We start from the raw sequence: 25005 nt of genomic DNA, 5'->3' as shown, positions 1-25005 counted from the left end.
TTTGTAAAACAGCAGCAAATGGGACGGGGGGCTCACTCGGTTAACGGCTCCACCACCTCGCCACACCGCAGCATATTTTCGGGCAGGTAGGGGTTGTGGATCTCCTTTTCGTCGCTAATCCAGTAGGCGCCCTCTTCGTCGAAGGCCATCGGACAGTATTGGCGATAGACCTCCACATCCGCCCCAAATCGCTGGATGCTGTAGGCGAGCACGAGCGAGAGCGTGTTGAACTCGGCCCGGAGTTCCTGCAGTCCGTCGGTGGCCCCAATGTGCGACAGGTGCGACTCCATAGCGCGCAGGTCTTGCATCCAGGCATCGTGGGGCTCGGTATTAAGTTGCATCATGTCAACGGCGTCCAGACGGTCCTGCATGTCCTGGAGATGCGAACGAGCGGCGGCTTCGTCGGAGGCGATGAGCGCATCCCGCACCTCCAGATACGCGTCGACCACGCGGGTCAACTGGGCGCGGAAGGCATCGGGCACAGCATCGCGGAAGGTCGTCTCGGGCGTGGCAAGATTGTCGTGCGCCCCATCGTCGGGCACCTGGGTCGGGTGCGCGGCGGCGTCGGCTTCGTCATGGTCCATCCCACGATGATCCATCGCTCCATCCTCCATCTCGCTATCCTCCATCGCTCCATCGCCCATTCCGCCATGATCGTGACCCGGTGTTGATCCACTGCCCGGCTCAACGTTCATCATGCTGCGGCGGTCGGCAAGCTGAAACGCGCTATCGACGCGAAACGCCCCGTTGGTCACGACATGCTCGCCTTCCGTTAGGCCATCTTCAATGACGTATCGGTCGCCCACGCGCGGACCCAGCGTCACTTCGCGCGCCTCGAAGCGGGGCGAATTGGATGCGCGATCCTGCACGTACACCAGCGAGCGCGGACCCGTCCACAGCACCGCGCTGTCGGGCACAAGCAGCGCCTCGTTATCCATCGGACTCTGCACGGTGCCGCGCACGAGCATGTCAGGCTTGAGGCGTCCGTTCGGATTCGACAGCTCAGCACGCACGCGAGCGGTACGGGTCTGCGGATCCACCATTGGGTCGATGTAGCTGATGGTGGCCTCCTGAGTGCGGCCGGCGTTGCCGCGCATCGAAAAGGTGACGGTCTGCCCCTCGCGTAGCCACGGTAGGTCCTCCTCATACGCCTCGAATACCACCCAGAGCGTGCTCAGGTCGGCCACCTCGTAGAGGATGGTGCCTTCCTGCACATGCTGCTCGCGAGATACACGGCGGTCCATGACAGTGCCCGATACCGGCGACACAATGGGCACCTCGGTCTGCACTTCGCCGGCCTCCTCAATCCCGCGAATCGTTGCGTCCGACAGCTCCCACAGCTCCAGCTTCCGCCGCGCCGACTCGACCATGCGCGGATTGCGATCCGCGTGCTTGAGTGCCTCCAGCAGTTCGCGCTGGGCACTAATCAGTTCAGGCGAATAGATCGTCGCCATCGGTGCGCCTTCACGGATGGACGCGCCCGTAAAGTCCACCATAAGCTCGCGAATGCGCCCGTCCACATGCGTGGTGACGGTGGTGAGGCGGCGCTCATCGACCGCGAGCCGCCCAGAGAGGGTAACCTCGCTGCTGGGCGTACCGCTCACCGCTTCGGTCGTTTGCACCTGCGCGCGCTGCATGGCGGCGTCGGTCATCACCATGCTGTAGGGATCGTCGCCCGAATCGGCCTGATTGGCAGGAATCAGGTCCATCCCACAGATGGGACAGCTGCCCGGCTCATCCTGTCGCACCGCCGGGTGCATGGAGCACGTCCAGGTTTCGGGCTGGGTGGATACGGAGGTCGTGTCTGTGTCATTAGAGGCGGTACTGGACGCATCGAGCGTTGCGGAGCCGCCAAAGAGCAGAGCGCCCAGCAGCAGTCCGATGGCCAGGAGGGCGGTGCCGATGAGGATGTTTCTTGTTGTAGGCATGATTGATGTATCAGGTCGGTAGTCAGAGAGCGCGTTGGGGCACATCGCCGATGTGCCCGTACGGGAAGGCAAGGCGCAGAGGCATGCTATGGAGCGCCCCGGCCGGAGAAATCAGGGAGCGAAGTCGGGCGTGGGGCGGTTGGGCATGGGGGCGAGTGCTTCGAGGCGGGCACGGGCGGTGTGCTGATCGGCCTGGGCTTCGACGAGGGCAATAGCATAGTCGAGCATCTGGCGCTGCATGCGAATCACCTCGTCGATGTCGGAGCCCCCCGCCTGGTAGTCTTCGCGCAGGATGTTGAGCGCTTGCGCAGCACGCGGCAGCAGACGCTCGCGGTGCAGCTCGATGCGACGCGTGGCATCGCGGTAGGTCTGCACGTGTGTTTCGATGGTGGTGCGCAGTTCGTTTTCCTGCTGCGTCTGCCGGTGACGCGTAGCGCGGCGCTGGGCCGTGGCCTCGCGCTGCTGGGCGCGATACGCTCCGCGAAAGAGCGGCACCTGAATGGTGGCCATCAGCGCCACGCCCTCGTTCATGCGCTGCATGGTGCGCATCTGCATAAAGTCGCGCCCCATGACCTGCACACCCAGTCCGAACTGCGGCCAGCCGTCGAGGCGGGCGGCGCGCTCGGTGTGTTCGGCCGCCCGGAGCTGTGCATCAAAAGACTGCAATCCAGGGTTGCGCGAGATGAGCAGGTCGGCGATGGCCTCGGCATCCGCCTGAACCTGTTGTCCGGCCAGCATGAGCGGCATGTCGGGCAATTCCTCAGGCAGGTCGATAGAGGCGTCTCCGGCCCGATTAAGGAGTTCGTTGAAGCGGGCGCGGAGCGGACGGCGGGACTCGCGGAGGGATGCGAGGCGGGTGCGCAGTTCGTCGCGCTCCATCTCGATGCGAAGCAGGTCGACCTGCCCACTGCGGGCCTGCGCGGTTTCATAGCGCGCCTCGACCGTGGGAACGAGCGATTCGAGCAGCGCCAAGTTGCGCTCGGTGAGCTCCACGGCTCGCTGCGTGCGATAGTATGAGACGTAGGTGGCCTGCACGTCGCGCATCAGGTTGAGGGCGCGCTGCTCCAGGCGCTGCTGCAGGGCGCGGGTGCGGGCATCGGCGGCGCTACGGCGGGCGCTGCGGGTCCCGAACCACGGGGTCATCTGCATCACCGAGCCCGACAGGCGTCCGGGCAGGCTGCCTTCCTGGTCGGGCGGATTCGCAAAGAAGGCGAGGTTGACCTCTGGATCGGGCAGGGCACCGACTTGCGCGCCAACGTTGGACTGCGCGACGACATCCTGGTATTCGGCCTGCAGCGCGGCGTTGTTGGCAACGGCTTCCTGAAAGTAGTCGTCCAGCGGAGTTAGGGCGTCGGGCGCGGGCTCGGTGAGCAGGTCGTTGTAGGGGAGGTCCTGGGCGGTGGCAGACACGGATATTCCGAACGCGACACACAGGGCAAGTATCGAGCACCAGAATGCTTCTCTGTACCCGCCCCCCCTGCGTCTCCCCCGGCCTCGACGATTCGCGCCGCCCGGGGCTTCAAGGCCGGGAGGCTCTGTAGTGAGAAAATCGCTGCTGTTTGTGCGTCGCTTCGTCGTGGAAAGCATGAGCTGTAATGATAGCGGTGGAAGGCCTGTGGAAAATGCGCGTGGGGCATCATGCGGCGGCTGGGTTCAGCGTCCACTCTTTCCAGAGCGCGTAGAGCACAGGCACGAGGAAGAGCGAGAGCACCTGCACGAGCATCCCGCCAAAGATGGGCACGGCCATGGGCACCATAATCGCGCCGCCTTTGCCGGGGGTCGTCAAGATGGGCAGCAGCGCCAGCAGCGTGGTGGCCGTGGTCATGAGGCAGGGGCGTACGCGGCGCATCCCGGCTTCCACGGCGGTGATGCGGATGGCGGCGACCGACTGTGGCGACTTGCGCTCAAAGAGCTGCTGCAGGTAGGTGGCCAGCACCACGCTGTTATCCACGGCAATGCCGAAGAGCGCCAGAAAACCGACCCACACGGCCACGCTCAAGTTGATCGGATCGACCTGAAAGAGCGCTTGCAAATCGGTACCCAGCACACTGACGTTCAGGAACCAGCTCTGCCCGTAGAGCCAGAGCAGCACAAATCCGCCGCTCCACGCCAGCACAATGCCCGATAGGATGATAAACGCGGTCGTTGTAGACCGAAACTGGAAGTAGATGAGCAGGAAGATCAGCAGCAGCGTAATCGGCACGATGAGCGCAAGCCGATTGGTAGCGCGCTGCTGGTCTTCAAACTCGCCTGCCAGGCGGTACGTCACGCCCGCAGGGATCTCCAGGTCACCGCGGTCGATGGCAGCCTCGACCGCAGCACGTGCGTTGGTGGCGGCTTCGACGCTGGAAGCCCCATCGGCGGCGTCGAACGTCACGTAGTTGACGAGGAAGGTGTCTTCGCTGCGGATGGTCATGGGACCCTCGACGTACGCCAGCTCCACCAGCTGGCCCAGCGGAATCTGCGCTCCGGTGGGTGTGGGCACGAGGATGCGCTCAATCTGCTCGGGCGTGCTGCGGGCCTCGCGGGCGTAGCGCACCCGCACCGGGTAGCGCTCGCGTCCCTCGACGGTGGTGGTGAGCGGCGCCCCGCCAATGGCAACGCGGATGACCTCCTGTACATCGTTGATGGTGAGGCCATGGCGGGCGATGGCGGGCCGGTCGATGTCCAGTTCCAGATACGGCTTGCCGGCCACGCGATCCGCAAAGACGGATCCCGAGCGTACGCCGTCGGCGCTGCGGATCACATCTTCGAGGGCTACGGAGACCTCGTCGATGGTTTCGAGGTCGGGACCAAACACCTGAAAGCCGATGGGTGCGCGCATGCCGGTCTGCAGCATGGTAAGGCGCGTTTCGATGGGCTGCAGGCGCGGGGCCGAGGTCAGCCCCGGCAGGTCGGCGGCCTGCACGATCTCCTCCCAGATGTCGTCTTTCGACTGGATGCCATCGCGCCACTGCCGGTAGTAGCGTCCGTCGGGGTCGGGGATGAGCGCGCCAGTGTCATCACGCACGAAGGTGCCCGTGTCATCCACCCGAAACCGGAGGCGTTGCCCCGATGCGTCGGTGCGGTACTCGCTTTTGTACTGAATCACGGTTTCGAACATGGAGAGGGGCGCCGGGTCGAGGGCCGACTCAGCGCGCCCGGCTTTGCCCACAACCATGTCGACCTCGGGGATGCTGCTCACGCGCATGTCCATGGCACGCATCTGGTCGATGGCTTCTTCGGTGCCGGCGTGCGGCATGGCGGTGGGCATCAACAGGAACGAGCCCTCGTCGAGCGTGGGCATAAACTCGCGGTTGAGCGTCTGCGCGCTGAAGACAGCGGCCACGAGCAGAAGCAGCGGGACGACCAGAAACAATGCTTTGCGGGCGATGAGAACGCGCATCATGCGCTCGTAGTAGCGCTGAAAGAGCAGAAACACGCCCAGCACACCGCCTACGGCCCCGACCACAAAGAGAAGGTTTGCGATGCGTGGATTATCCGGACCGAGCGGAAGCCATACATCCGCCAGAAGCCACCCGAGCCCGAGCACGATGATGCCTACCGCGATATACGGCTGCCATGTGCGCAGGCGCTGCGGATCCACCCAGGATTGCCGGTCGGTAAAGCGCACCGCCAGGCCGAGCGCGCCCAGTCCCAAAAGGATAAATCCAGCCCACGCCATCCAAAACCACAGCACGGCTCCGCCCACTACAAGTGCGCCGTTGCCCACGGTGCGGACCCATCGGCGGCCCACGGTGCGCGTAAAGAGCCAGTGCGCAAACGGCGGAATGAGCGCCAGCGTGATGACGAGCGCCGCCAGCAGCACAAAGGTCTTCGTCCACGCCAGCGGACCGAACAGGCGGCCTTCTTCGGCCTGCAGCAAGAACACGGGCAGGAAGCTAACGATGGTGGTGGCCAGCGCGGTAATGACGGCGGGACTCACCTCGCTCGCGGCTGCAAAGATCACGTCGCGGCGCGATTTGTTGGGGTGGGCCTCGTCGAGATGCGTGAGCATGTTCTCGGTCATGATGATGCCCATATCCACGACCGTCCCGATGGAGATGGCAATGCCCGCCAGTGCCACGACGTTGGCATCCACGCCTACGTAGCGCATCAAGATGAACGCCACGAGCACCGCCACCGGCAAGAGCGCCGACACGATAAACGAGGAGCGCAGATGCATCACCATGATCATAATCACGATGATGGTGATCAGGATCTGCAGCGACAGCGCTTCTTCGAGCGTGCCAAGTGTTTCGTAGATCAGCCCCGCGCGGTCGTAGAACGGCACGACGCGTACCTGCGACTCGGTACCGTCGTCCAGCGTTTTTGAGGGCAGGCCGGGCGCAATCTCTGCAATCTTAGACTTGACGTGCTCAATCACCGCCAGCGGATTCTCCCCGTAGCGCGCCACCACCACGCCGCCTACGGCCTCGGTGCCGCCCTTGTCGAGCATGCCGCGCCGCTGCGCCGGACCCATCGACACACGGGCTACATCACGAATGCGAAGCGGCGTGTTGCCCTCGCGCACCGCCACCACACTCTCCTCAATGTCGCTGATCGACTCAATCTGCCCGCGCCCGCGCACCACATACTCGGCGCGGTTCATCTCCAGTGTACGTGCGCCCACATCGCGGTTGCTCTTGCGTATAGCGGATGCAATGTCCGTCACCGATACATTGCTTTCGCGCATCGCCACCGGGTCGATGTCGACCTGATATTCCTGCACGTAGCCTCCAATGCTGGCGACCTCGGCCACGCCCTTCGCAGACGAAAGGGCGTACTTGACCTGAAAATCCTGGATGCTGCGCAGTTCGTGGGGGTCCCACCCGCCGGTGGGATTGCCGTCGCCGTCGCGGCCTTCGAGCGTGTACCAGAAGATCTGCCCGAGCGCGGTGGCATCGGGGCCCAGCTGGGGCTGGATGCCGTCGGGCAGCGTGCCATCGGGCAGGGCGTTCAGCTTTTCGAGGATGCGCGTGCGGCTCCAGTAGAACGCAATGTCGTCCTCAAAGATGATGTTTATCATCGAGAACCCGAACATGGAGCTGGAGCGCACGGCCTCTACGCCCGGCAGTGCGAGCAGCTCAGTCGTCAGCGGATACGTGATCTGGTCGTCGATGTCCTGTGGCGAGCGGCCCGGCCACTCCGTGAACACAATCTGCTGGTTGGCGCCAATGTCGGGGATGGCATCCACCGGCACCGGATCGCGTGGGAAGCCACCGAGTTCCCAATCGAATGGCGCCGTAGCCACGCCCCAGCCCACCAGGGCCAGCAGCAGAAGCACCGCAATGAGCTTGTTATCCAGAAAAAACGCAATGACACGATCGACTACAGACATACAACCGTCGTTCAACGAGCTACGGAGGGCAGGGGAAGGCTCGGTTCAGGCGGATGCAGACGGCATCCGCACGGGTGGACATACCGCTTCAGCGACGAAGTCCACGACGACAGATTAGCGTAGAAGTGCGGCGTGTTGCAGGAAGAGCGGGGTGGAAGCAACGCGAGGCGGTCCGCGCGAGGACACCGCACTCGTGGGCCGTTCGGACGGCATGTCAACCGATACGGCATGGGCCGATGCCAGTGCGCTGTAGGGCGCAGGCACGAGCACTACGCGCGGCGCGGTGGCCTCGGCGCTATGCTGATCGAGGTGCAGGTCGCAGCACTGGTCCGTGCCAAGCGTTGCGTTGGGCGATGGGTCGTGGAGGCGATCTTCGCAGTTAGACTCCGAGCCGCGATCAGGCGATTCGGGGCAGGGTGCGGCACCATCGTGGTGTGCGCCTGCGTGTTCTGCATGGCAGCAGGGCGTAGCGGCATCCATGTGCTGAGCGTGCGTCGTGCTCATCTGTGCGCAGACGCGCTGCACCATAGGCGCCAGGCTGCTCATCAACAGAGCAACCATGACGAAAGCTACGCCAAACCGGTAGCGGTGGGGTGCTTTTGCCACGAAGCCACTTCGGAATACAAAGACATTGGATGTTGCCTGTACCAAACGCAGGAATGCGGGTTCCGGGGCAGTGAATGGATTGCTGTGTGCGTTCGCTGCGCTCGTCTCCGGATCAGGTTCGCATGTGCTGGATCCTGGATCAAGTTCAGGATCTGTTTAGCGTACCATCACGCGTGACGCAAGCGGTGCCCATAGCATTCAGCCCAAAGATCGCCGGGGATGCGAGCGATCCCCGGCTATGGGTTTCCTTAGCCCGAGATCAGGAGCGGATATCCCGGGCGGTTATTGAACCACGCTAAACAGACACGAGCCTTGCGACGAGCGGGACACCAGGTTAATAGTGGGCCTATTTTTGTAGACCCTGTACAGCGTTTATACCCTCATGCTTTCCCCTCTAAAATCCAAAATCGAACATCCCAAATCGATTACCGCCGCCAGAACGCCGGGGTGAAGACGATGAGCACGGTAATGATTTCGAGGCGTCCGGCCATCATGAGAAACGAGAGGATCCACTTGCTGAGGGCGGGCAGGTGCGCGTAGTTTTCGGTCGGCCCCACGGTGCCCCAGCCGGGCCCGATGTTGCCCACGCACGAGAGCGCCGCGGCGAATGCGGTCCAGAGGTCCTGGCCCAGCGCAGCCAGCGCCAGCGTGCCCAGAAAGAGCAGCAGGATATACAGTACCACGAAGAGCAGTACGTTGCGCAGCACGGCAGGGGCAATGGGCTGTCCGTTGAGATGCGTGCGCAGCACGGCTCTTGGGTGCACCAGCTGCTTAAACTCGTTCAGGGCGTTTTTGGCCAGCACCACATGGCGCATCACCTTCACGCCGCCGCCGGTGGAGCCCGCCATGCCGCCGCAGAAAAAGAGCAGGAAGACAACACCCACAGCCAGGGGCGGCCACATCTCGTAGTCGGCGGTGCCGAAGCCGGTCGAAGTGATAATCGCCACGGCCTGAAACACACCGTATCGCAGCGCCTCGCCCAGCGAGTCGTAGCCTGCGAAGCTGGTCTGGGCCTCGGAAGCGACGGGGAGCCTGACGCCCGAGACCGACCATGTAGAAACGACGAGGAGCCCGGTGGCTGCGACAATAATGCCGAGGTAGACGCGCAGCTCCGTATCCCGCCAGACGGTAATGGCTTTGCCACGCAGCATGCGGTAGTGCAGGGCAAAGTTCATCCCGGCCAGCACCATAAACAGCGTGATAACACCGTCAACATAGGCCGAGTCGAAGTCGGCCACCGAGCCGTTTTTGGTGGAGAAGCCGCCGGTGGCCATCGTGGCAAACGCGTGGTTGATGGCATCGAATCCGCTCATGGCCGGGAGCAGAAATAGCACCTGCACTGCGGTGATGCCGACATACACGAGCCACAGGCGGCGGGCGGTTTCGCGAACGCGCGGCGTGAGCTTGTCGGCTGAGGGGCCGGGCACTTCGGCCCGATAGAGTTGGAAGCCACCAATGCCCAGAATGGGCAGGATGGCCAGCGTGAGCAGGATGATACCCATGCCGCCAATCCAGTGCGTCAGGCTGCGCCAGAAGAGAAAGGAACGCGGCATGGCCTCGATGTCCATGTTGCCCCCGCCGCCGAAGATGGTGGCGCCGGTGGTGGTAAAGCCGCTCATGGTTTCGAAGAACGCATCGGTGTAGGAGGGCAGCACATCGCTAATCACAAACGGAAGCGCACCGACAAGCGAGAGCACCACCCATGACAGCGCCACAATGACGAATCCCTCACGGATGCCCAGGTCTTTGTCTTGGGGCGCTACGCCCCCCAGTCCGAACCACAGGGCGCCGCCTGTAGCCAGCGTGCCCAGCGCGGTCCCGCCGAAGCTCCACCATGCGGCTTCGCCATATCCGAGCGCCACCCCAGCAGGCGCAAGCAACGCCGCCCCGGCAAAGAGCAGCAATCCGCCCAGCGTGCGGGCAATGGCAATCCAGTGTATGGTCATGGCAAGGCAGGAAACAGCGAACAAGAGAGGACGAGGAGCACGCGCACCGATGTCCCGCTACGTGCCAAAGAGCGATTCGATGTGCTCTACCGAGGTCGGCAACACAAAGACGATAGCCCGGTCGTTGGCCTGAATGTGCGTATCTCCGGTCGCAATTTCGATCGGGCCGTTCTCGTGGTTCACCGCTGCTACGAGCAGGCCGTCGGGCAGGTCGAGCTTGTGCAGAGGCCCACGCGTAATCGGGGCGCCGGGTGAGGCGTACGCTTCGAGAATTTCCGCGTTGAGACCGTGCACGGTGGCTACGCTCAGCACATGCTGCCCCCGAAAGAAGCGCTGCACCTCGTGCGATACAGCCAGCTTTGTGCTTACGGCGGCATCAAGCCCGAGCTGCTCGCTCATGGGGATGTACGCTACCTTCGAGAGTTGCGCCACCGTTTTGTGCACGCCGTACTCCTTGGCCATGAGGCACGTCACGAGGTTGGCCTCCTCCTTGTTAGACACCGCCACGAACGCATCCATATCCTTGAGCCCCTCTTCCACGAGCAGCTCCACATCGGTAGTGTCGCCCTGGAGCACGAGCACATTGGGCAGGTCGGCAGCAAGCTGGGCGGCGCGGTCAGCATTGGGCTCAATGAGCTTGACGCGGCAGTCAGGACAGTCGCGCATGATGTGCTGGGCCGTTCGAACGCCTACGCGCGTTCCACCCGCAATCATGATGTGGCGGATCTGCATATCCTTCTTGCCCAGGAGTTTCGTAACGGCGGATACGCAGGTAGGCCGTGTCATAATGAACAGATGGTCGTCAGCCTGAATGCGCTCAGCACCGTCGGGCAAAATCGTTTTGTTGCCGCGTAGAATCGCCTTTATGCGAAAGTCGATATCGGCATCAATGGCGACCAGCTCTTTCATGCTGGCGCCTACCACCTCGCTGTCTGGATCGATGCGGACGCCAATGAGCTGAAGCTGTTCGGCGCAGAACGTGAGCACCTCCGAGGCACTGGCCCGCTGAATCAGCCGGACGACCTCGGCGGCAGCGGCTTCTTCGGGATGAATGGCCAGGTCGATGCCAAAGTCTTGCGTGCTGAGGACCGCCTGCTTGCGTTCGGCCTCGCTGGTTCGGGTGCGAGCAATGGTAGTGGGCACGCCCAGGCGGTCGGCCATCATGCAAGCCACGAGGTTTACCTCGTCGACAGCGGTAACGGCCACGACCATGTTGGCTTCATGGATCCGGGCATCCTCCAGAACGCTTGCAGAGGTGCCGTTGCCATGCACAGTCATTACATCGAGCTTGCGCCGCACGCGATGCAGCACGTCGGCATCGTTGTCGACGACGAATACGTCGTGTTGCTCTTCCGAAAGCATGCGCGCTACGTCAAATCCGACTTCACCGGCACCAATGACAACGATACGCATGCGTAGAGGGGACAGTGGGCAAAAAAAGAGCTTGAATTAAAGCAATTACCTAACGTATCTCACAAGGCGGGAAAGCGCAACAAGAGACCTACCCTGAAGTGTGAAGACGCACAAAAGCAACGATGCACGGTCTGTGGGCCGGGTGCAGCGTGGAGCCTACGCGTGCGAACGCCGTAAGGCAAAATGTACGTGTCAATATCTTACTACGTCAAACCACTATGTTCAGCAATTTATCGATAGGTGCCACACTCAAGAGCCTCGGGGTTGGCGTGGCCCTGGCTGTAGCGCTGCTATTTGGGCTTTCGCAAACCGGCGTTATTTCGGGAACCATACCCGGATTCGGAACGCCGCTGCCCACGATTACTGTGTACCAGAGCCCGACCTGCGGGTGCTGTGGAAAGTGGGTGCAACACCTGGAGGCGGAAGGATTTACCGTCGCATCAGAAATGCGTCAGGATATGAGAGCGGTCAAGCAGCAAGCGGGGGTGCCGCAACAGCTTAGCTCATGCCACACCGCGATCGTAGACGACTACGTGATTGAGGGGCATGTGCCCGCCGATGACATCAAGGCGCTCTTAAGCAACGCGCCCGACGGCATCCAGGGCCTTACGGTGCCGGGTATGCCGGTTGGCTCGCCCGGAATGGAGCAGGGCAACCGCCTCGACCCGTACGATGTGCTGGCCTTTACCAGCGAAGGCGGCACCCGCGTGGTCGCCAGCTACGGGCAGTAACCCCCTGCCTGAATGAGCCTGCAGCACTCCGCCTGTACGTCACTGCCCGCTTGCCTCACGGTACCGATGAAACAGAAATTGGACCTCGACACATGGCCGCGTGCAGCGCATTTTAAGTTCTTCCGAACGTTCGATGAGCCGTTCTTTGGCGTCTGCGTCGATGTAGACTGCACCCGCGCCTATGCGCACTGCAAAAGCAAAGCGCAGTCGTTCTTCCTGTTCTACCTACACAAGGCGCTGGCAGCTGCGAATGCAGTCGAGCCGTTTCGGCTTCGGATTGAGGATGGCGACGTCTACGTGCACGACCAGGTCCATGCCTCTCCCACGATCGAGCGGCCCGACGGGACCTTCGGATACGCCTACATCGAGTATCACGAGAACTGGTCGCAATTTACCGCGGCGGCCACCACAGAGATCGAACGGGTACGTGCGGGAACGGAGCTTGCCCCCGCCACCGCGAGCGCAAACGTGCTCCACATCACGGCGCTTCCGTGGCTCGACTTCACCGCGCTCTCGCACGCCCGCCACTTCGGCGTTGCGGACAGCGCGCCGAAAATTGCCTTTGGAAAGATGACCGAGTCCGACGACGGCATGCGCTCCATGCCCGTCTCTGTTCACGTGCATCATGCGCTGGTGGATGGGCGACACGTGGGCGACTTCGTCGATGCGTTTCAAGCGCGCATGGATGAGGAGCAGCCGGGTTAATCCGGTTGTCCGGGTTTAGATCTGTATTCTGACGGGTACAGGAGAGAGAAAAGAACGTGCCTACCCATCTAAATTGTCGAGGGCGGCCAGGTCCTGGTGGCGCTCATGAAACGCGACATCATGTGCGTTTAACAATTCGACAAACGCGACGAAGTCGGGGTGGAGCGTCTTGGGACCAGCCATGATATTCGCGACGGATTTCTTCAACGGCTTGCCAGCGTGCCTCGGGCGGCTGTGCGCGCCAGTAGGCAGCATCAGACGAGGATTTGCGCAGCGAGACCGTACGTACGGTTCGAGCCACACCAGATTCGGAAGCAGAAGCCATGATGCGGATGCTCCAGATTAGAAGTTTATGACTGTTGTCTAAACGGCTCACGTTGGGCAAGGCTCCAGGACATATCAGCAGGAGCACACCGCCCTCGGTTCCGCTCGTCGCGAGGCTCTGTCTCGTGACGCCCAGCCGGGAGGCTCTGCCTCCGCAAGCACCTGGGATGCCGGTACACGCATCAAAAGCCTGCGCCCGTTCGCCTCAGAACAGATTCTTATCAGGAAAGCGATCACCGCAGACAAGGCGCTGCAACGTGTCAGCAGGAGCACGCCGCCCTCAGCCTGCCAGCTCCACGGCTTCGTCGAACTCCACACCGACCAGCTCCGACACCCCATTCTCCTGCATCGTGACGCCGTACATGCGGTCGGCCAGGGCCATGGTGCGCTGGTTGTGGGTCACGAGAATGAATTGCGTATCCTGCTCAAACCGCCGAATCAGGTTCATGAAGCGCTCCACGTTGGTATCGTCGAGCGGGGCATCAACCTCGTCTAAGATGCAGAACGGGCTGGGCTTCACCAGGTAGATGGCAAAGAGCAGCGCAATGGCGGTGAGCGTTTTCTCGCCGCTGGAGAGCTGTTCGAGCGTGCTGGGTCGCTTGCCCGGGGGCTGGGCGTGGATCTCGATCGGCGCGTCGAGCGGGTCGTCGGCATCGGCCAGCACCAGGTCGGCGTTGGCGGCGTCGCCGAACAGATCGGTGAACAACTTCTGGAAGCTCTCGCGCACCGAGGCGTAGGTTTCCTCGAAGCGTTTGGAGGCCTTGGTGTTGATCTCGCTAATGGTTTCAAGCAGCGTACCCTCGGCCTCCTCCAGATCCTCCTGCTGCTCGGTCAGGAAGTCGAGCCGGTCTTTGGTCTCGGCATATTCGTCCACCGCCAGCGGATTCACATTGCCAAGCTGGTTGCGCTTGCCACGCAGCGAGCGCACACGGTCTTGGGCCGCATCCACATCGAAATCGTCGGGCAATTCGACCGGGTCGTCGTCCAGGTCGCGGTCGAAGTCCTCGGCGATGGCCGACTGCAGCTCTTCGAGCCGTGTGTCGATTTCAGCGCGCCGGACGGCGGCCTTGTTTTCCTTCTGCACGGCGGATTCGCGGTCTTGGCGCAGCGTGCGCAGCGTCTGCTCCACCTCGCTGACTTGGTCGCGCGTTTCCTGCAGGGCGGATTCGGCAGCGTCGACCGCCTCCTGGTAGTCCTGACGCTCGTTGCGGGCCTGCTCCAGCTTGTGCTGGGTTTCTTGCCGGGCGGTCTTGGTGTCGCTGATGGTTGTGGACAGATCGTCGGCACGGGCGCTACGCTCTTCGATGCGCTCGGCGATCTCGTCGCGCTGCTCCTGCAGGCGCTCCAGCTCTCGCTCCAGCGATTGCACGCGGTTGCGTGCCTCCACCGCCGCGAGTTGCGCCTCGTTGTGCGCCTCGGCGGCTTCGCGCTCGGCCTCGGCCGCACGCCCCAGCTCCGACTCCGCATCTTGGCGGGTGCGGCGCAGCTCCTGCAGCGTGTCGTCGGCCTCCTGCACTGCGGTGCGCACCGTTTCGATTTCGGTGCGGAGTTCGCTCAGTTCCTCCGCGCGCTCGGCCATTCGATCGGCCAGTTCGTCGCGACGGGCCTCGGCGTCGTCTTGCTCCTGCGTGGCCTGCTCCACCCGCGACTCAGCGCGGTCGTAGGCACGCTGGGCCTCGTTGACCGCCGTGCGGGCATCGTCGAGATCGGACTCGGCCTGTTCGAAGTCAGCGCGGGCGCCGTTGCGTTCGGCCTTGAGGGTTTCGCACTGGTCGTGGGCCGCCTCCCACTCGGCCTCGGCCTCAGCCAGTTGCTCACGGCGCCCCACCCGCGAGGCCACCGGCGACGCATGCTCCTGGCGGCTGCCCCCGCGCATCCGCCCGTGTGTGCTGGCCCACTCGCCCGTTGGTGCATAGATCGTGGCAGTGTCGGGGGCATCGGCAGCGGCCTGTTGAGCCGATTCGAGGTCTTCGGCCACAAAGCTGTTGTGCAGTAGCACGTCGGCCAACGCCGCGTAGGTGTCGTCGGTGACGCGCACCTGATTGCGCAGGACTTGCGTATCGGCGGGCGCCTCGGAGACTGAAGGCGGCGTGGGGAGGCGGTCGAGCACAACGAAGGTGGCCTGGCCTGCCTCGTCCTGGCGCAGGGCCTGGATGGCTTTGTGAGCTTCCGCATCCGTCTGAACCACAATGCATTCGGCCCACGCGCCGAGTGCCGCATCCAGCGCCACCCGCCACTCATCGTCGCAGCCGAGCACGTCGGCCACGGTAAGGAGGTCGGGGAGTGGCCCCTCGGTGGCCAGGTGCTGCACAGCGTCGGAGAACTCGTCGTAGCTGGAGACCAGCCCCTGCAGTAGATCGACCTCGGCAGCGGCAGTATCGCGGCGGCGCTGGGCCTCCTGGTAGGCCGACTCAACAGTGTCCAGCGTCTCGCGGGCGGTGTCGTAGCGGGTGCGCGCATCAGCGAGCGCTTCTTCGGCATCGCCGAGCTGGGCCTCGGCGGTATGCATGGCGGCGCGGGCCTCGCGCGTTTGGGCTGCGCGGTCGGATGCGGTGTCGGCGAGCTGCTCCTTCTGCTCGGCGGCATGCTCCTGCGCCTCTTCGAGAAGGTCGAGGCGATTGGTGAGGCGGTCGAGCCTACGGCGCCGCTCCGATTGCTCTTTTTCGTGTGCATTGAGCGCCTGACGGGCCTCGTCAACGTTGCTGCGGAGCGTCTCGGCGCGCGCTTCCGCCGCCTCGCGTCGCTCGGAAGCCTCCTTCAGCGCCTCTTCGGCTTCTTTGCGTGTCGGGCGGGCCTCCTGAAGTTGCTCCTGGGCCTCCTGGATACGCTCGCGCACTTCTTGGTGGCGCATGGTGTCGCGCTCCTGAGCGGACTGCGCTTCGCTGCGGTCCGTTTGGGCACGCGACAGGCGTTCATTCTGGAGGCGCAGCTCCGCCTCCCACTCGCTAATCTGGGCGCGATGGTCTTGGAGCGCCTCGCGACGGGCATCGCGTTCCTCCTCTTGCGCATTCAGCGTGCGGCGCAGCGCCTCGTGGCGGTCTTCGGCGTCATCGTGTTTTTCTTCAACGGTGTCGGCCCGCATCTGGGCCGCCTCTTGCTCCGCGGCCACCGAGGCGTGCTGGGCCTGCAGGCGGTCGTACTCCTTCTGCGCCAGCTGCAGTTCCAGTTCGTGCAGCTCCTCCGTGAGTTCCTCGTGCTCGGCAGCCTTTTCAGCCTGGCGCTTCAGACGCTTGACCTGCGAGCCAATCTCGCCCGTCAGGTCGCGGATGCGCTCCAGGTCGTCTTGCGTATTGTCGAGCTTGCGCAGGGCCTGGCGGCGGCGCATCTTGTAGCGCGTAATGCCTGCGGCCTCCTCGAACATGCGGCGTCGGTCCTCATTGCTGCCCGAGACGATCTCGTCGATCATCTTGAGTTCGATCACCGAATAGGCATCCGCGCCCATGCCCGTATCCATGAACAGATCGGTGATGTCCTTCAGGCGGCAGGTGGTATCGTTCATCAGATACTCGGACGTGCCGTCGCGGAAGAGCCGCCGCCCAATCGACACCTCGGAGTATTCAGTGGGCAAGATGTCGCGGTTGTTCTCGATAGTCAGTTGCACCTCGGCCATGCCCAGCGGCTTGCGCGCGTCCGTGCCGTTAAAGATGACGTTCTGCATCTTCTCCGACCGGAGTACGGTGGGGCGCTGCTCGCCAATGGCCCAGCGCACCGCATCAACGATGTTCGACTTACCGCATCCATTCGGCCCCACAATGGCCGTAATGCCCGGGTCAAAGTCGACCTCGGTCGGGTCGGCAAAGCTTTTAAATCCGTGAAGTGAGAGCGTGCGGAGATACATACAGCAGAAAAGGTAACCAGCAAAACCCGTACAGCGTGTACGGGGGGAGGCAAAGCAGAACGAATGTACGACAGCAATTCAGCAGCGCAGCGGGCTACAGCCCAATCATCAGGCCGAGTGTAACCGTTCGGGTTTTCGCACTTTCCGGGAAAGGATTGTCACGGAACGGGTTTTCCTCTATGTCGGGGCCCACATCGGTGCGGCCCTGCGACACCTCGCGCAGCCCATGCATGTAGCGCACGAACACGCTCAGCGGGCTGGGCCCTTCGTCGAAGGTAGCGCCAAAGCCAACGACCGCGCTGGCGTCGGTGCGCTCAAAGAACGAGCCCTCATCGGGCAACTGCAATTCGAGCGTGCTGCCGCTCGATTGGTTTTCGAACGCTTTCAGCCCAAACGACCCGCCGCCGGTGGCGAACAGATCCAGACGCCACACCGACGGCAGCGCCACGCGCAGTTGAAGCGGAAATTCGATGTACGAGGCCGTGTAGTTGACCTGCCCAAACGTTTCGGTAACGGCGGTGCCTTTCTGCGAGAACAGCACCTCTTGCTGCAGGTCAACCGGGCCAGGTAAGTCAACGAGCATTCCTCCGCCTGCAGCGACGGTCGTGCGGAATCCGGTAGACAGATCGGGCTCCGGGGATACGGTGGCAATATTGGCACCCGCCACTACTCCAAACGAAACCGACTGGCCTGTGCTGGGCAGTGCGCCGGGAAAGAGCACAACGAGCGCCAGGCATCCAGCCGCGCACAGTGTACGAAGCAACGCGGGCAGCAATCGAACAACCACGGGACAGGGGGTGGGTAGGATCAAAACAAAAGCGGCGATTACACGAGAAATGCGAGCATAGTGATCCCGCTGACGCTGGCTGTGCGCCGGGCCTTCATGCCTTCCGGAGCCCATAGGGAGGCGTGCAAGCCGATGCATGAGGCATTACGATACACACAGATAGGCAGCATGTAGCAGAATAATGTAGAGGAACCGTGGAACCTGTGGATCACGCCGGTTGCATATGCGGATGCCGCGTCGTACGTTCAGGTTGCAACCGCATATGCGATGTGCACCCACGCGCGACCTGTCCCAACACAAGGCATGTTGTGCGCAGTGTACCCCGCGTTCCCCCTACCTGCTTGTTGCTCTGCCTATGGACGAAAATGTAACTCAGCTACTACGAAAATATCAGCAGGGCAATGCACAGGCCGAGGAGCGCTTGTGGGACGCGGTGTATGACGAACTACGCACGCTGGCAAGCCACCGCATGCGGCGCGAGCGCAGCGACCATACGTTGAGCACAACAGCGCTGGTGCACGAGTGCTACCTCAAGCTGATCGATCAGACGCAGGTACAGTGGGAAAGCCGCTTGCATTTCTATGCGATGGCCTCCCGCATCATGCGCAATATTCTGGTGGATTACGCACGTCGCCGCACCGCTCAGAAACGCGGTGGCGGAGCTCCGCATTTTAACCTTGAAAACGTGCAGCTCTCCGATAGCGAGGAAACGGCGCATCTTTTTATTGCGCTGGATGCGGCGCTTTCGCAGCTTGCCGAAATGGATGAGCGCATGGCCAAAGTTGTTGAATACCGCTTTTTTGGTGGAATGACGGAGAAAGAAATTGCCGAACTGCTCGACGTATCGGCCCGCACGGTACGCCGCGACTGGCGCAAGGCCAAAGGCTGGCTCGCCCGTGCGCTTGATGAGGACAGCTAACCGGAGGCGGGCGCACACGGCTGAGCGTTTTGCAGCCGCTCCGCATAAAATTGAAACGCGGCGGTGCCCGCAGAAGCAATGTGTATGATGCGACGGTACGAAGTCGGCACAGAACGCTTTGCTTCGCGTCGACGCGCAAAGAACGCGCACCTTCTCTTTGTGGCAGTTACTGCGGTCTGTTACCCTCCGGTCACACAGTTCGGCTTCATTTAGGCCAAGCGTTCTTGCGTAATGCTTGGTAGTGTGCTCTGATGCTCGATCCCCCCGCCCCCTATGTCTCTTGTTACCACACACTGGCAGGCACTGAACGACGCACTGGATGCAGCGCTGGATGCTCCCCCCAACGAGCGCGCAGCAGTGATTCGCGCTGCGTTCCCCAACGAGCCTGAGCTTCAGGAAGAGGCCCATGCTCTGCTCAAAGCAGCCACAGGCGCCCCTATGCTGCTTGACCACGACGCCTGGCAGTGTGCAGGGACCTGGATGCAGCAAGCCGTTGACGACGCTATGGAAGGAGCCACGGGCAACGATGCCTCGGGCAACCGCTTGTCTGATAACGTGGAGCCCGGCACCACGCTCGATGCCTACACGATTGACGAATTGATTGACACCGGAGGCAGCAGTCGGGTCTACAAAGCCCATCGCAGCGACGGACTCTTCGATCAGGTCGTTGCTGTGAAAGTGCTGCGGCAAAGCCAGCGCCGGAACTTTGGGGAGCGCTTTGCACAGGAGCGGAGCATCTTAGCAGCCCTCAATCATCCCAATATCGCCCACATCATTGATGCAGGGGCCACGTCCGATGGGCATCCCTACGTGGTGATGGAGTATGTTGAGGGCACCCCCATCACCACGTACTCTAACACACACCGGCTCTCCATTCCCGAACGGCTGCAACTTATGCGGCAGGTGATGGAAGCCGTGCAGCATGCGCATCAGAACCTGATTGTGCATCGTGATCTGAAGCCGTCGAACATCCTGGTGACCGACGACGGCCAGGTGCGGCTGCTCGACTTTGGCATCGCAAAGGTGCTCGATGCCACAGGCGGCCCTACTGGCGTAGATCCATACGAAACGCAGACCGGCGCCCATCCACTTACGCCCGGCTATGCCGCACCCGAACAGATTGAGCAGCGGACTATCAGCACGCGCACCGATGTCTACGCGCTGGGCCGCGTCTGCTACGAGCTCATCTGCGGGTGTCGTCCAGTGGATGCGGACACGACCGCGCCCTATGCCATGATGCAGGCCGTGTGCGAAGGCAATCTGCGTCCGATGCACGAACAGTTTGCCGACCGACCCGCTGCCGAGCGCGACTCCATTGCGGCCAAACGCGACTGTACTGCCTCGGCGCTGGACCGCTATCTGCGTAGCGACCTTCGGGTAGTCATTGAGCAGGCCATGGCGTGTGCGCCCGAAGATCGCTATGGCACCGCCGCCGACCTTAGACGCGACATCGGCCGCTACCTCGACAACCGCCCGGTGCAAGCGCGCACGGCCACGTCGTGGTATCAACTACAAACGTTCGTGCGGCGCAATCGGTGGGGCGTTGCTACGGCGGCCCTTGTGATAGCACTGGTCGGTGCTTATGCGATTACTATCACGCAGTACTCGCAGCAGATGCGGGCCGAGCGCGACAAGTCGGAGGCCGTAACGTCGTTCCTCACCAATCTGTTTACGGCCTCGAACCCTGAAATGAATGCGGGCACTCCCAATTTGACCGTGCGCGAGGTCATGGACCGGGGCACCGCCCAACTGGACACGAGCATGGACGAGGCCCCCGCCGTCCGGGCAGACTTACAGACTACGCTGGGTCGCGTTTACAGCGGACTCGGGCTTTACGAGCAGGGCGAACCGCTCCTGCGCGAGGCGCTGGCGCTGCGCACCGAAGGGCATGGCCATGCGGAAGACGAAGCCGACACCCGGTCGGCACTGGGCTACTTGCTTTTTCGTACGGGCGACTATGCCGAGGCCGAACGTCAGTTACGGCAGGCGGTAACCCTGGCCGAAAATGAGTATGGTGCTGCGCATGCGGCCGTAGCCAGCTATCTAAACGGCCTGGCCATCCTCTATAACGAATCGGGACGCGGCGCGCAGGGCGAGCCGCTTCTACGTAGGGCGTTGGCGATCACGGACTCGCCCGAGGCACGAGCCACCTACTTGCATAATCTCGCTGTAGCGCTTCAAGACCAGGGCCAGTTTGAGGAGGCGCTGCCAACACATCGGGAGGCCATTGCAGCCTTTCGGGCGCAGTTTGGAGACGAGTATCCGGGGCGGGCCTCGGCAATGGCGCGCTACGCATTCTCGCTCCACCTGAATGGAGACTACGAACAGGCCGCAGCCATGCACGAGGAGGCGCTGGCCCTGCGGCGCTCTATTCTGCCCAACGAGCACCCGCACATTGCCTCGTCGCTCATTCGGTACAGCTGGTTAGAAACTGAACGCGGCAATGGTGCCCAAGCCGAGGAAATGGTCCGCGAGGGCATCGCGATGCTGGGGCAGTTTGTGCCCGAAACCCACTGGGAGATGCAGGCGGCACAGGGTATCTTGGGACTGGCATTGCTGCAACAAGGGCAGATTGCTGAAGGGCGCGCGCGCCTCATCCCAGTCTATCGCGGCTTTCGCGCTATGTTTGGCCCCGATGATTGGCGCACCCAGCGCGCTGAACAGGTGCTTCGCCAAACGGGCGGCGTGCCCAGCGGACCTGAAGGGGAATAGCCGATACGGCAGTCTCCTGTGCATCCCACCTAACACAGGGGGAGACGCTGCGTGGCGCCTCCCCCTGAACAATGTTGTGCGTAATGCTGGTCAGTAGCCCTACGCAAGCATCAGGGAAAGATGCCCATGTCGGCGTACGACTTCGCGATCTTATTGATAGCACTTACGAATGCAGCGGTGCGCATGTCGACCCCATACTTCTCTCGCTCTGAGCGGATCTCCTCGTAGGCAAAGGCCATCGTGTCCTCCAACCCGGAGTTGACAAGATCCTCTTCGCTGGCGCCGAAGCCAACCCGCTCCACGAGGTCTTCCATGAGCTTCTCATCGAAGTTCTGGTCGGTAAGCTCATCCACAGCACGCAGGATGCGTTCGGCGTTGCGTTCCTCAAAGCGGCGGCTCATGCGCCCGTGGCGCACGTGCGAGAGGTTACGCAGCCATTCGAAGTACGACACCGTAACGCCCCCTGCATTCAGGTACACATCCGGGATGACGAGCGCGCCCTTCTCAGTCAGAATCGTGTCGGCCTGCGTGGTAACGGGGCCGTTAGCCGCCTCGGCGATGATCTTGGCCTTTACGTTCGGGGCATTCTCATGTGTGATGACCCCTTCGAGGGCCGCCGGCACCAGAATGTCGCACTCCAGTTCCAACGCGTCCGACGAATCCTCGAGATTGGTGGCGCCCGGGAAGTCCAGAATCGACCCGGTTTCCTCACGATGCGCGACCACGTCGTGGATGTCGAGCCCGCTGGGATCGTAGATGGCCCCTTCAATTTCGGCGATACCCACAATGGTGGCGTCGCCTTCGTCTTGCAGGATGCGGGCGGCATGGTAGCCCACGTTCCCAATTCCCTGCACCACCACCGATTTGCCTGCGGTGCCGGTATCCAGGCCCAACGCCTTCATGTCTTTCTTGAACGCACAGGCCTCACGAATGCCGTAATACACGCCGCGGCCCGTGGCCTCGGTGCGCCCGCGCACGCCACCTTGCCCTACCGGCTTGCCCGTTACGCAGGCCAGGCCGTTCAGGTCGTCATCAGTCATCTGGTTGTACGTATCCATGATCCAGGCCATCTCGCGCGGCCCGGTGCCGTAATCGGGAGCCGGCACGTCAACCCCAGCACCGATGAAGTTCTTCCGGATCAGCTCGAACGTGTAGCGGCGGGTAATGCGCTCCAGTTCGTGCACCGAATAGTTGCGTGCGTCGATGCACACCCCGCCCTTGGCACCGCCAAACGGCACATCTACAATGGCGCATTTGTAGCTCATGAGGGAGGCGAGGGCCATCACCTCGTCAACATTGACGTTCAGCGCGTAGCGAATGCCGCCTTTGGTCGGTTTCTTGTGATGGCTGTGCTCAGCCCGGTAGGCGCGTATCACCTCAATGCTTCCATCGTCGAGCTTGACCGGAAACTCGAACCGGACGATGTTATCGCACGCCCGAATCTGGTGCAGTACGCCTTCAGGGTGGTCGGTATGCACGGCCGCCGTGTCAAACATACGGTTTACCTGGGCGGAGAACCCATGGTCGGCGCCGTTGGCTGTATCGGTGGATGCGGGATTCATAGGCAGAAGCGGAAAGTCGATGCAAAAAATGGGAGCGCACAGTGTACAGGCGTTTAGTTAAACGGCTGCTGGATACAACAGCAAGCAGTACCCTGGAATATTGTAAGCGCTTCCGACAATCTTGCACGTTCATTTGCATGATGTTCGCGAAAACGCGCCGCGCACGGCGGGTTGGATACGCAAAGGCTGCCGAAGGCCCCTACCCGTACTGAACCACAAACGACTGATACTGCGCATCGGTGCCCACCATGAGCAGGTTCATGCCCTCTTCGAGTCTTGTGTCGGCACGGACTTGCGTGATGAGGTCGCGGTTGGGGCAGAGCACCGCCACCACAGTCAATCCGGTGCGCGCCCCAATGCCGCTCTCGGCCAGGGTCTGGTCATTGAGGGCTGCAGGTACCGTGCGCGTGAACAGGTCGAGGCCTTCGCCCATCACAACAAGCTCTTTGTCAGTGAGCGCCGCCCAGATTGATTCGAGTCCGAGCATTGCATAGCCCAGCACGAAGTCGGCCCCGGCACGGTGAATGGCCTCCATGTTGCGCTGGTGCACAATGCGGCTTACGATGCGCAGTTTAGGATTCAGGCGACGGCAGTACGACGCCAGATAGATGTTCATCGCATCGTCGTGGGTGGTGAGCAACACCGAGGGCGCCTCTTGGATACCTGCCTCGTCGAGCAGGGCATAGTCAGAGGCATCCCCCTCGAACACGGTGAGCGTGCCCTCGAACGCAGTAGCAGGCAGGCGGCGCAGCACAGCGCAGCGGCTGGCATCGCGCTCCACGATATGCACATCGATGCCGCGATTCAACAAAGCGCGCGCTGTTGCCTCCCCGACGGTGCCCCCACCAATAACCAACACCGGATGATCGCTAATCGCATAGGGAGTGAGCCGCTTGTTGAGCGCCTGAATCTGTGACTCCGTACCAATAACGACAGGCACGCTCGACATAGTGAGCTCCGTGTCAGGACGCGCCTGCTTTAGGGTTCCGCGCTCCCACACGCCAATAATGCTCACCCCGGTCTCGGCCCGCAGGTTGGTGTTCCGCACCGTGCGGCCCTCCAGCGGCGTGCCCTGCACCGGCATCTCGGCCAGCACGAGGTCCTCATAGGTTCCAATAGGGTGGCATTCTGCATGACCCGCATTGATGCGGTTGGCAAGCTGCTCGCCCAGCATGTGCTTTAACGGCAGCACGGTCGTGCATCCGCTAAGCTCAAGGATATCAATGGCATCGCGCGAGTGCGCAATCGCTATGATGGGCGTATTGGGCGCAGTTTCGCGAACCGTTAGCGCAATGTTTGTATTCTCGACATCGCTTCGGTTGGCAATAACTGCCTCTGCATGCTGCACGCGCGCTGCCTCATAGGTGGCGGGGTCGTCCACATCGCCCAGGATAACAGAGACGCCGTCGAGATAGAAATCAGACGCCCGATCGGGGTCCGACTCAATGAGCACGTACGGCACGCCTTCGGTATCCAGCCGCTCGATGAGACCAGGCACGACGGGGTCGTGATTGCAAAAAATGACGTGGCCCTCCAGGTCGCCATCAACTTGGCGCGGAGCGCGGGCATGGATCTGCGCTTCGAGCCAGGGCGCATAGAAGTAGCGGATGAACGCAAAGGGCAGCACAATTAGCAGCAGAATAATGCCGGTAACCACCACGAACATGCTGTAGAGGCGCCCAACATCGGTGTAGAAGGTGATATCGCCAAAGCCCAGTGTGCTCATCGTAACGAGCGTCCAGTAGAAGGCCGACACCCAGGTGTGCGACTGCCCTTCTACGTAGTGCATGATCAACTGAAAGCCGACCGACAGCACCACCATGGTGAGCAGCAGAAACCCGATGTACTTGAATAGGGAGACGAGATTACGACGAGCCTCCTTATCGTCAAATAGATAGGCGAGCTGGGTGCTGTAAAACTTCATAGGACGCAGGGGGCGGGCGTACGAAAAGGCGTGTAGCGGGATGCGAAAAAGCGTATGCCTACACTTTCGAAGATTTCTGGATTCGAAAGCGCTCCTCTTAAGCCAAGCACACTGTGTGGTTCAGCAGCCCCTCACCGGAACAGAATCCATCATTTTAACTTCATGAAACACGCTTTGAGCACGTGTTACAGCCTGTTTTCAGGGTGTAGATTCGTCAAGATCTTGCAGAGTGGGCTTCCCATCGACGGGGCCAGTGTATACATTGCATCATGTAGTAGCACATCGTTATC

At 62.1% G+C, this 25005-nt stretch carries 15 protein-coding genes; 4 read left to right on the top strand and 11 right to left on the bottom strand.

Annotated elements, in window-relative coordinates; translation table 11 throughout:
* Positions 1-32 precede the first annotated feature (32 nt).
* From CRI93_RS13505 to trkA, 6 genes are all read right to left on the bottom strand, one after another.
* Complete coding sequence (locus tag CRI93_RS13505; protein ID WP_176521879.1) at positions 33-1928, bottom strand: efflux RND transporter periplasmic adaptor subunit; 1896 nt, start codon at positions 1926-1928, stop codon at positions 33-35.
* Between the two features lie 111 nt (positions 1929-2039).
* Positions 2040-3338, bottom strand: coding sequence for a TolC family protein (locus CRI93_RS13500; protein WP_176521878.1), 1299 nt, complete (start codon positions 3336-3338; stop codon positions 2040-2042).
* A 226-nt stretch (positions 3339-3564) separates the two neighbouring features.
* Positions 3565-7248: an efflux RND transporter permease subunit gene (locus CRI93_RS13495; protein WP_098063171.1), complete on the bottom strand. Its 3684-nt coding sequence runs from the start codon at positions 7246-7248 to the stop codon at positions 3565-3567.
* Between the two features lie 114 nt (positions 7249-7362).
* Complete coding sequence (locus CRI93_RS13490) at positions 7363-7854, bottom strand: hypothetical protein (RefSeq protein WP_141491721.1); 492 nt, start codon at positions 7852-7854, stop codon at positions 7363-7365.
* Positions 7855-8279: 425 nt separating this feature from the next.
* The gene (locus CRI93_RS13485; RefSeq protein ID WP_098063169.1) at positions 8280-9800 is read right to left on the bottom strand and encodes a TrkH family potassium uptake protein; all 1521 of its coding nucleotides are present in this window, start codon (positions 9798-9800) and stop codon (positions 8280-8282) included.
* 57 nt (positions 9801-9857) lie between these two features.
* A complete protein-coding gene (trkA, locus tag CRI93_RS13480) occupies positions 9858-11213 on the bottom strand; it encodes a Trk system potassium transporter TrkA (RefSeq protein WP_098063168.1) in 1356 nt (451 codons plus the stop codon).
* Positions 11214-11431: 218 nt separating this feature from the next.
* Between trkA and CRI93_RS13475 the strand changes: the two genes are divergently transcribed.
* Together CRI93_RS13475 and CRI93_RS13470 are read left to right on the top strand one after the other, a co-directional pair.
* Positions 11432-11944, top strand: a complete 513-nt coding sequence (locus CRI93_RS13475; RefSeq protein WP_098063167.1) for a DUF411 domain-containing protein — start codon at positions 11432-11434, stop codon at positions 11942-11944.
* A 66-nt stretch (positions 11945-12010) separates the two neighbouring features.
* The gene (locus tag CRI93_RS13470; RefSeq protein WP_098063166.1) at positions 12011-12649 is read left to right on the top strand and encodes a chloramphenicol acetyltransferase; all 639 of its coding nucleotides are present in this window, start codon (positions 12011-12013) and stop codon (positions 12647-12649) included.
* A gap of 60 nt (positions 12650-12709) precedes the next feature.
* Here the strand turns inward: CRI93_RS13470 and CRI93_RS15565 are convergent, their stop codons facing one another.
* The 3 genes from CRI93_RS15565 to CRI93_RS13455 form a co-directional block, all read right to left on the bottom strand.
* Complete coding sequence (locus tag CRI93_RS15565) at positions 12710-12832, bottom strand: hypothetical protein (protein WP_281252699.1); 123 nt, start codon at positions 12830-12832, stop codon at positions 12710-12712.
* A 421-nt stretch (positions 12833-13253) separates the two neighbouring features.
* Positions 13254-16811, bottom strand: coding sequence for a chromosome segregation protein SMC (smc, locus tag CRI93_RS13460; RefSeq protein ID WP_098063165.1), 3558 nt, complete (start codon positions 16809-16811; stop codon positions 13254-13256).
* A gap of 94 nt (positions 16812-16905) precedes the next feature.
* Positions 16906-17598: a porin family protein gene (locus CRI93_RS13455; RefSeq protein WP_176521877.1), complete on the bottom strand. Its 693-nt coding sequence runs from the start codon at positions 17596-17598 to the stop codon at positions 16906-16908.
* A gap of 355 nt (positions 17599-17953) precedes the next feature.
* Here CRI93_RS13455 and CRI93_RS13450 point away from each other — a divergent pair, with 355 nt between their 5' ends.
* On the top strand, positions 17954-18517 hold the full coding sequence (locus CRI93_RS13450; RefSeq protein WP_098063163.1) for a sigma-70 family RNA polymerase sigma factor: 564 nt from the start codon (positions 17954-17956) through the stop codon (positions 18515-18517).
* A gap of 273 nt (positions 18518-18790) precedes the next feature.
* Positions 18791-21229 carry a serine/threonine-protein kinase gene (locus CRI93_RS13445; RefSeq protein ID WP_098063162.1) on the top strand — a complete coding sequence of 813 codons (2439 nt, stop codon included), beginning with the start codon at positions 18791-18793 and terminating at the stop codon, positions 21227-21229.
* Positions 21230-21339: 110 nt separating this feature from the next.
* Here the strand turns inward: CRI93_RS13445 and CRI93_RS13440 are convergent, their stop codons facing one another.
* Positions 21340-22791 carry a Glu/Leu/Phe/Val family dehydrogenase gene (locus tag CRI93_RS13440; RefSeq protein WP_098063161.1) on the bottom strand — a complete coding sequence of 484 codons (1452 nt, stop codon included), beginning with the start codon at positions 22789-22791 and terminating at the stop codon, positions 21340-21342.
* 199 nt (positions 22792-22990) lie between these two features.
* Entirely contained in the window at positions 22991-24715 is a 1725-nt protein-coding gene (locus tag CRI93_RS13435) for a potassium channel family protein (RefSeq protein WP_098063160.1), read from the bottom strand.
* Positions 24716-25005: the final 290 nt, after the last annotated feature.

Source organism: Longimonas halophila (genome assembly GCF_002554705.1).
Taxonomy (GTDB): Bacteria; Bacteroidota; Rhodothermia; order Rhodothermales; family Salinibacteraceae; genus Longimonas; species Longimonas halophila.
This window is presented reverse-complemented; position numbering and strand designations above follow the sequence as displayed.

Excerpts from the sequence above, each read along its gene's own strand:
- CRI93_RS15565 (WP_281252699.1), bottom strand. The coding sequence starts at position 12,832 with ATGGCTGGTCCCAAGACGCTCCACCCCGACTTCGTCGCGTTTGTCGAA.
- CRI93_RS13435 (WP_098063160.1), bottom strand. The coding sequence starts at position 24,715 with ATGAAGTTTTACAGCACCCAGCTCGCCTATCTATTTGACGATAAGGAG.
- CRI93_RS13445 (WP_098063162.1), top strand. The coding sequence starts at position 18,791 with ATGTCTCTTGTTACCACACACTGGCAGGCACTGAACGACGCACTGGAT.
- CRI93_RS13440 (WP_098063161.1), bottom strand. The coding sequence starts at position 22,791 with ATGAATCCCGCATCCACCGATACAGCCAACGGCGCCGACCATGGGTTC.
- CRI93_RS13470 (WP_098063166.1), top strand. The coding sequence starts at position 12,011 with ATGAAACAGAAATTGGACCTCGACACATGGCCGCGTGCAGCGCATTTT.
- smc (WP_098063165.1), bottom strand. The coding sequence starts at position 16,811 with ATGTATCTCCGCACGCTCTCACTTCACGGATTTAAAAGCTTTGCCGAC.
- CRI93_RS13495 (WP_098063171.1), bottom strand. The coding sequence starts at position 7,248 with ATGTCTGTAGTCGATCGTGTCATTGCGTTTTTTCTGGATAACAAGCTC.
- CRI93_RS13485 (WP_098063169.1), bottom strand. The coding sequence starts at position 9,800 with ATGACCATACACTGGATTGCCATTGCCCGCACGCTGGGCGGATTGCTG.
- CRI93_RS13505 (WP_176521879.1), bottom strand. The coding sequence starts at position 1,928 with ATGCCTACAACAAGAAACATCCTCATCGGCACCGCCCTCCTGGCCATC.
- trkA (WP_098063168.1), bottom strand. The coding sequence starts at position 11,213 with ATGCGTATCGTTGTCATTGGTGCCGGTGAAGTCGGATTTGACGTAGCG.
- CRI93_RS13450 (WP_098063163.1), top strand. The coding sequence starts at position 17,954 with ATGGACGAAAATGTAACTCAGCTACTACGAAAATATCAGCAGGGCAAT.
- CRI93_RS13475 (WP_098063167.1), top strand. The coding sequence starts at position 11,432 with ATGTTCAGCAATTTATCGATAGGTGCCACACTCAAGAGCCTCGGGGTT.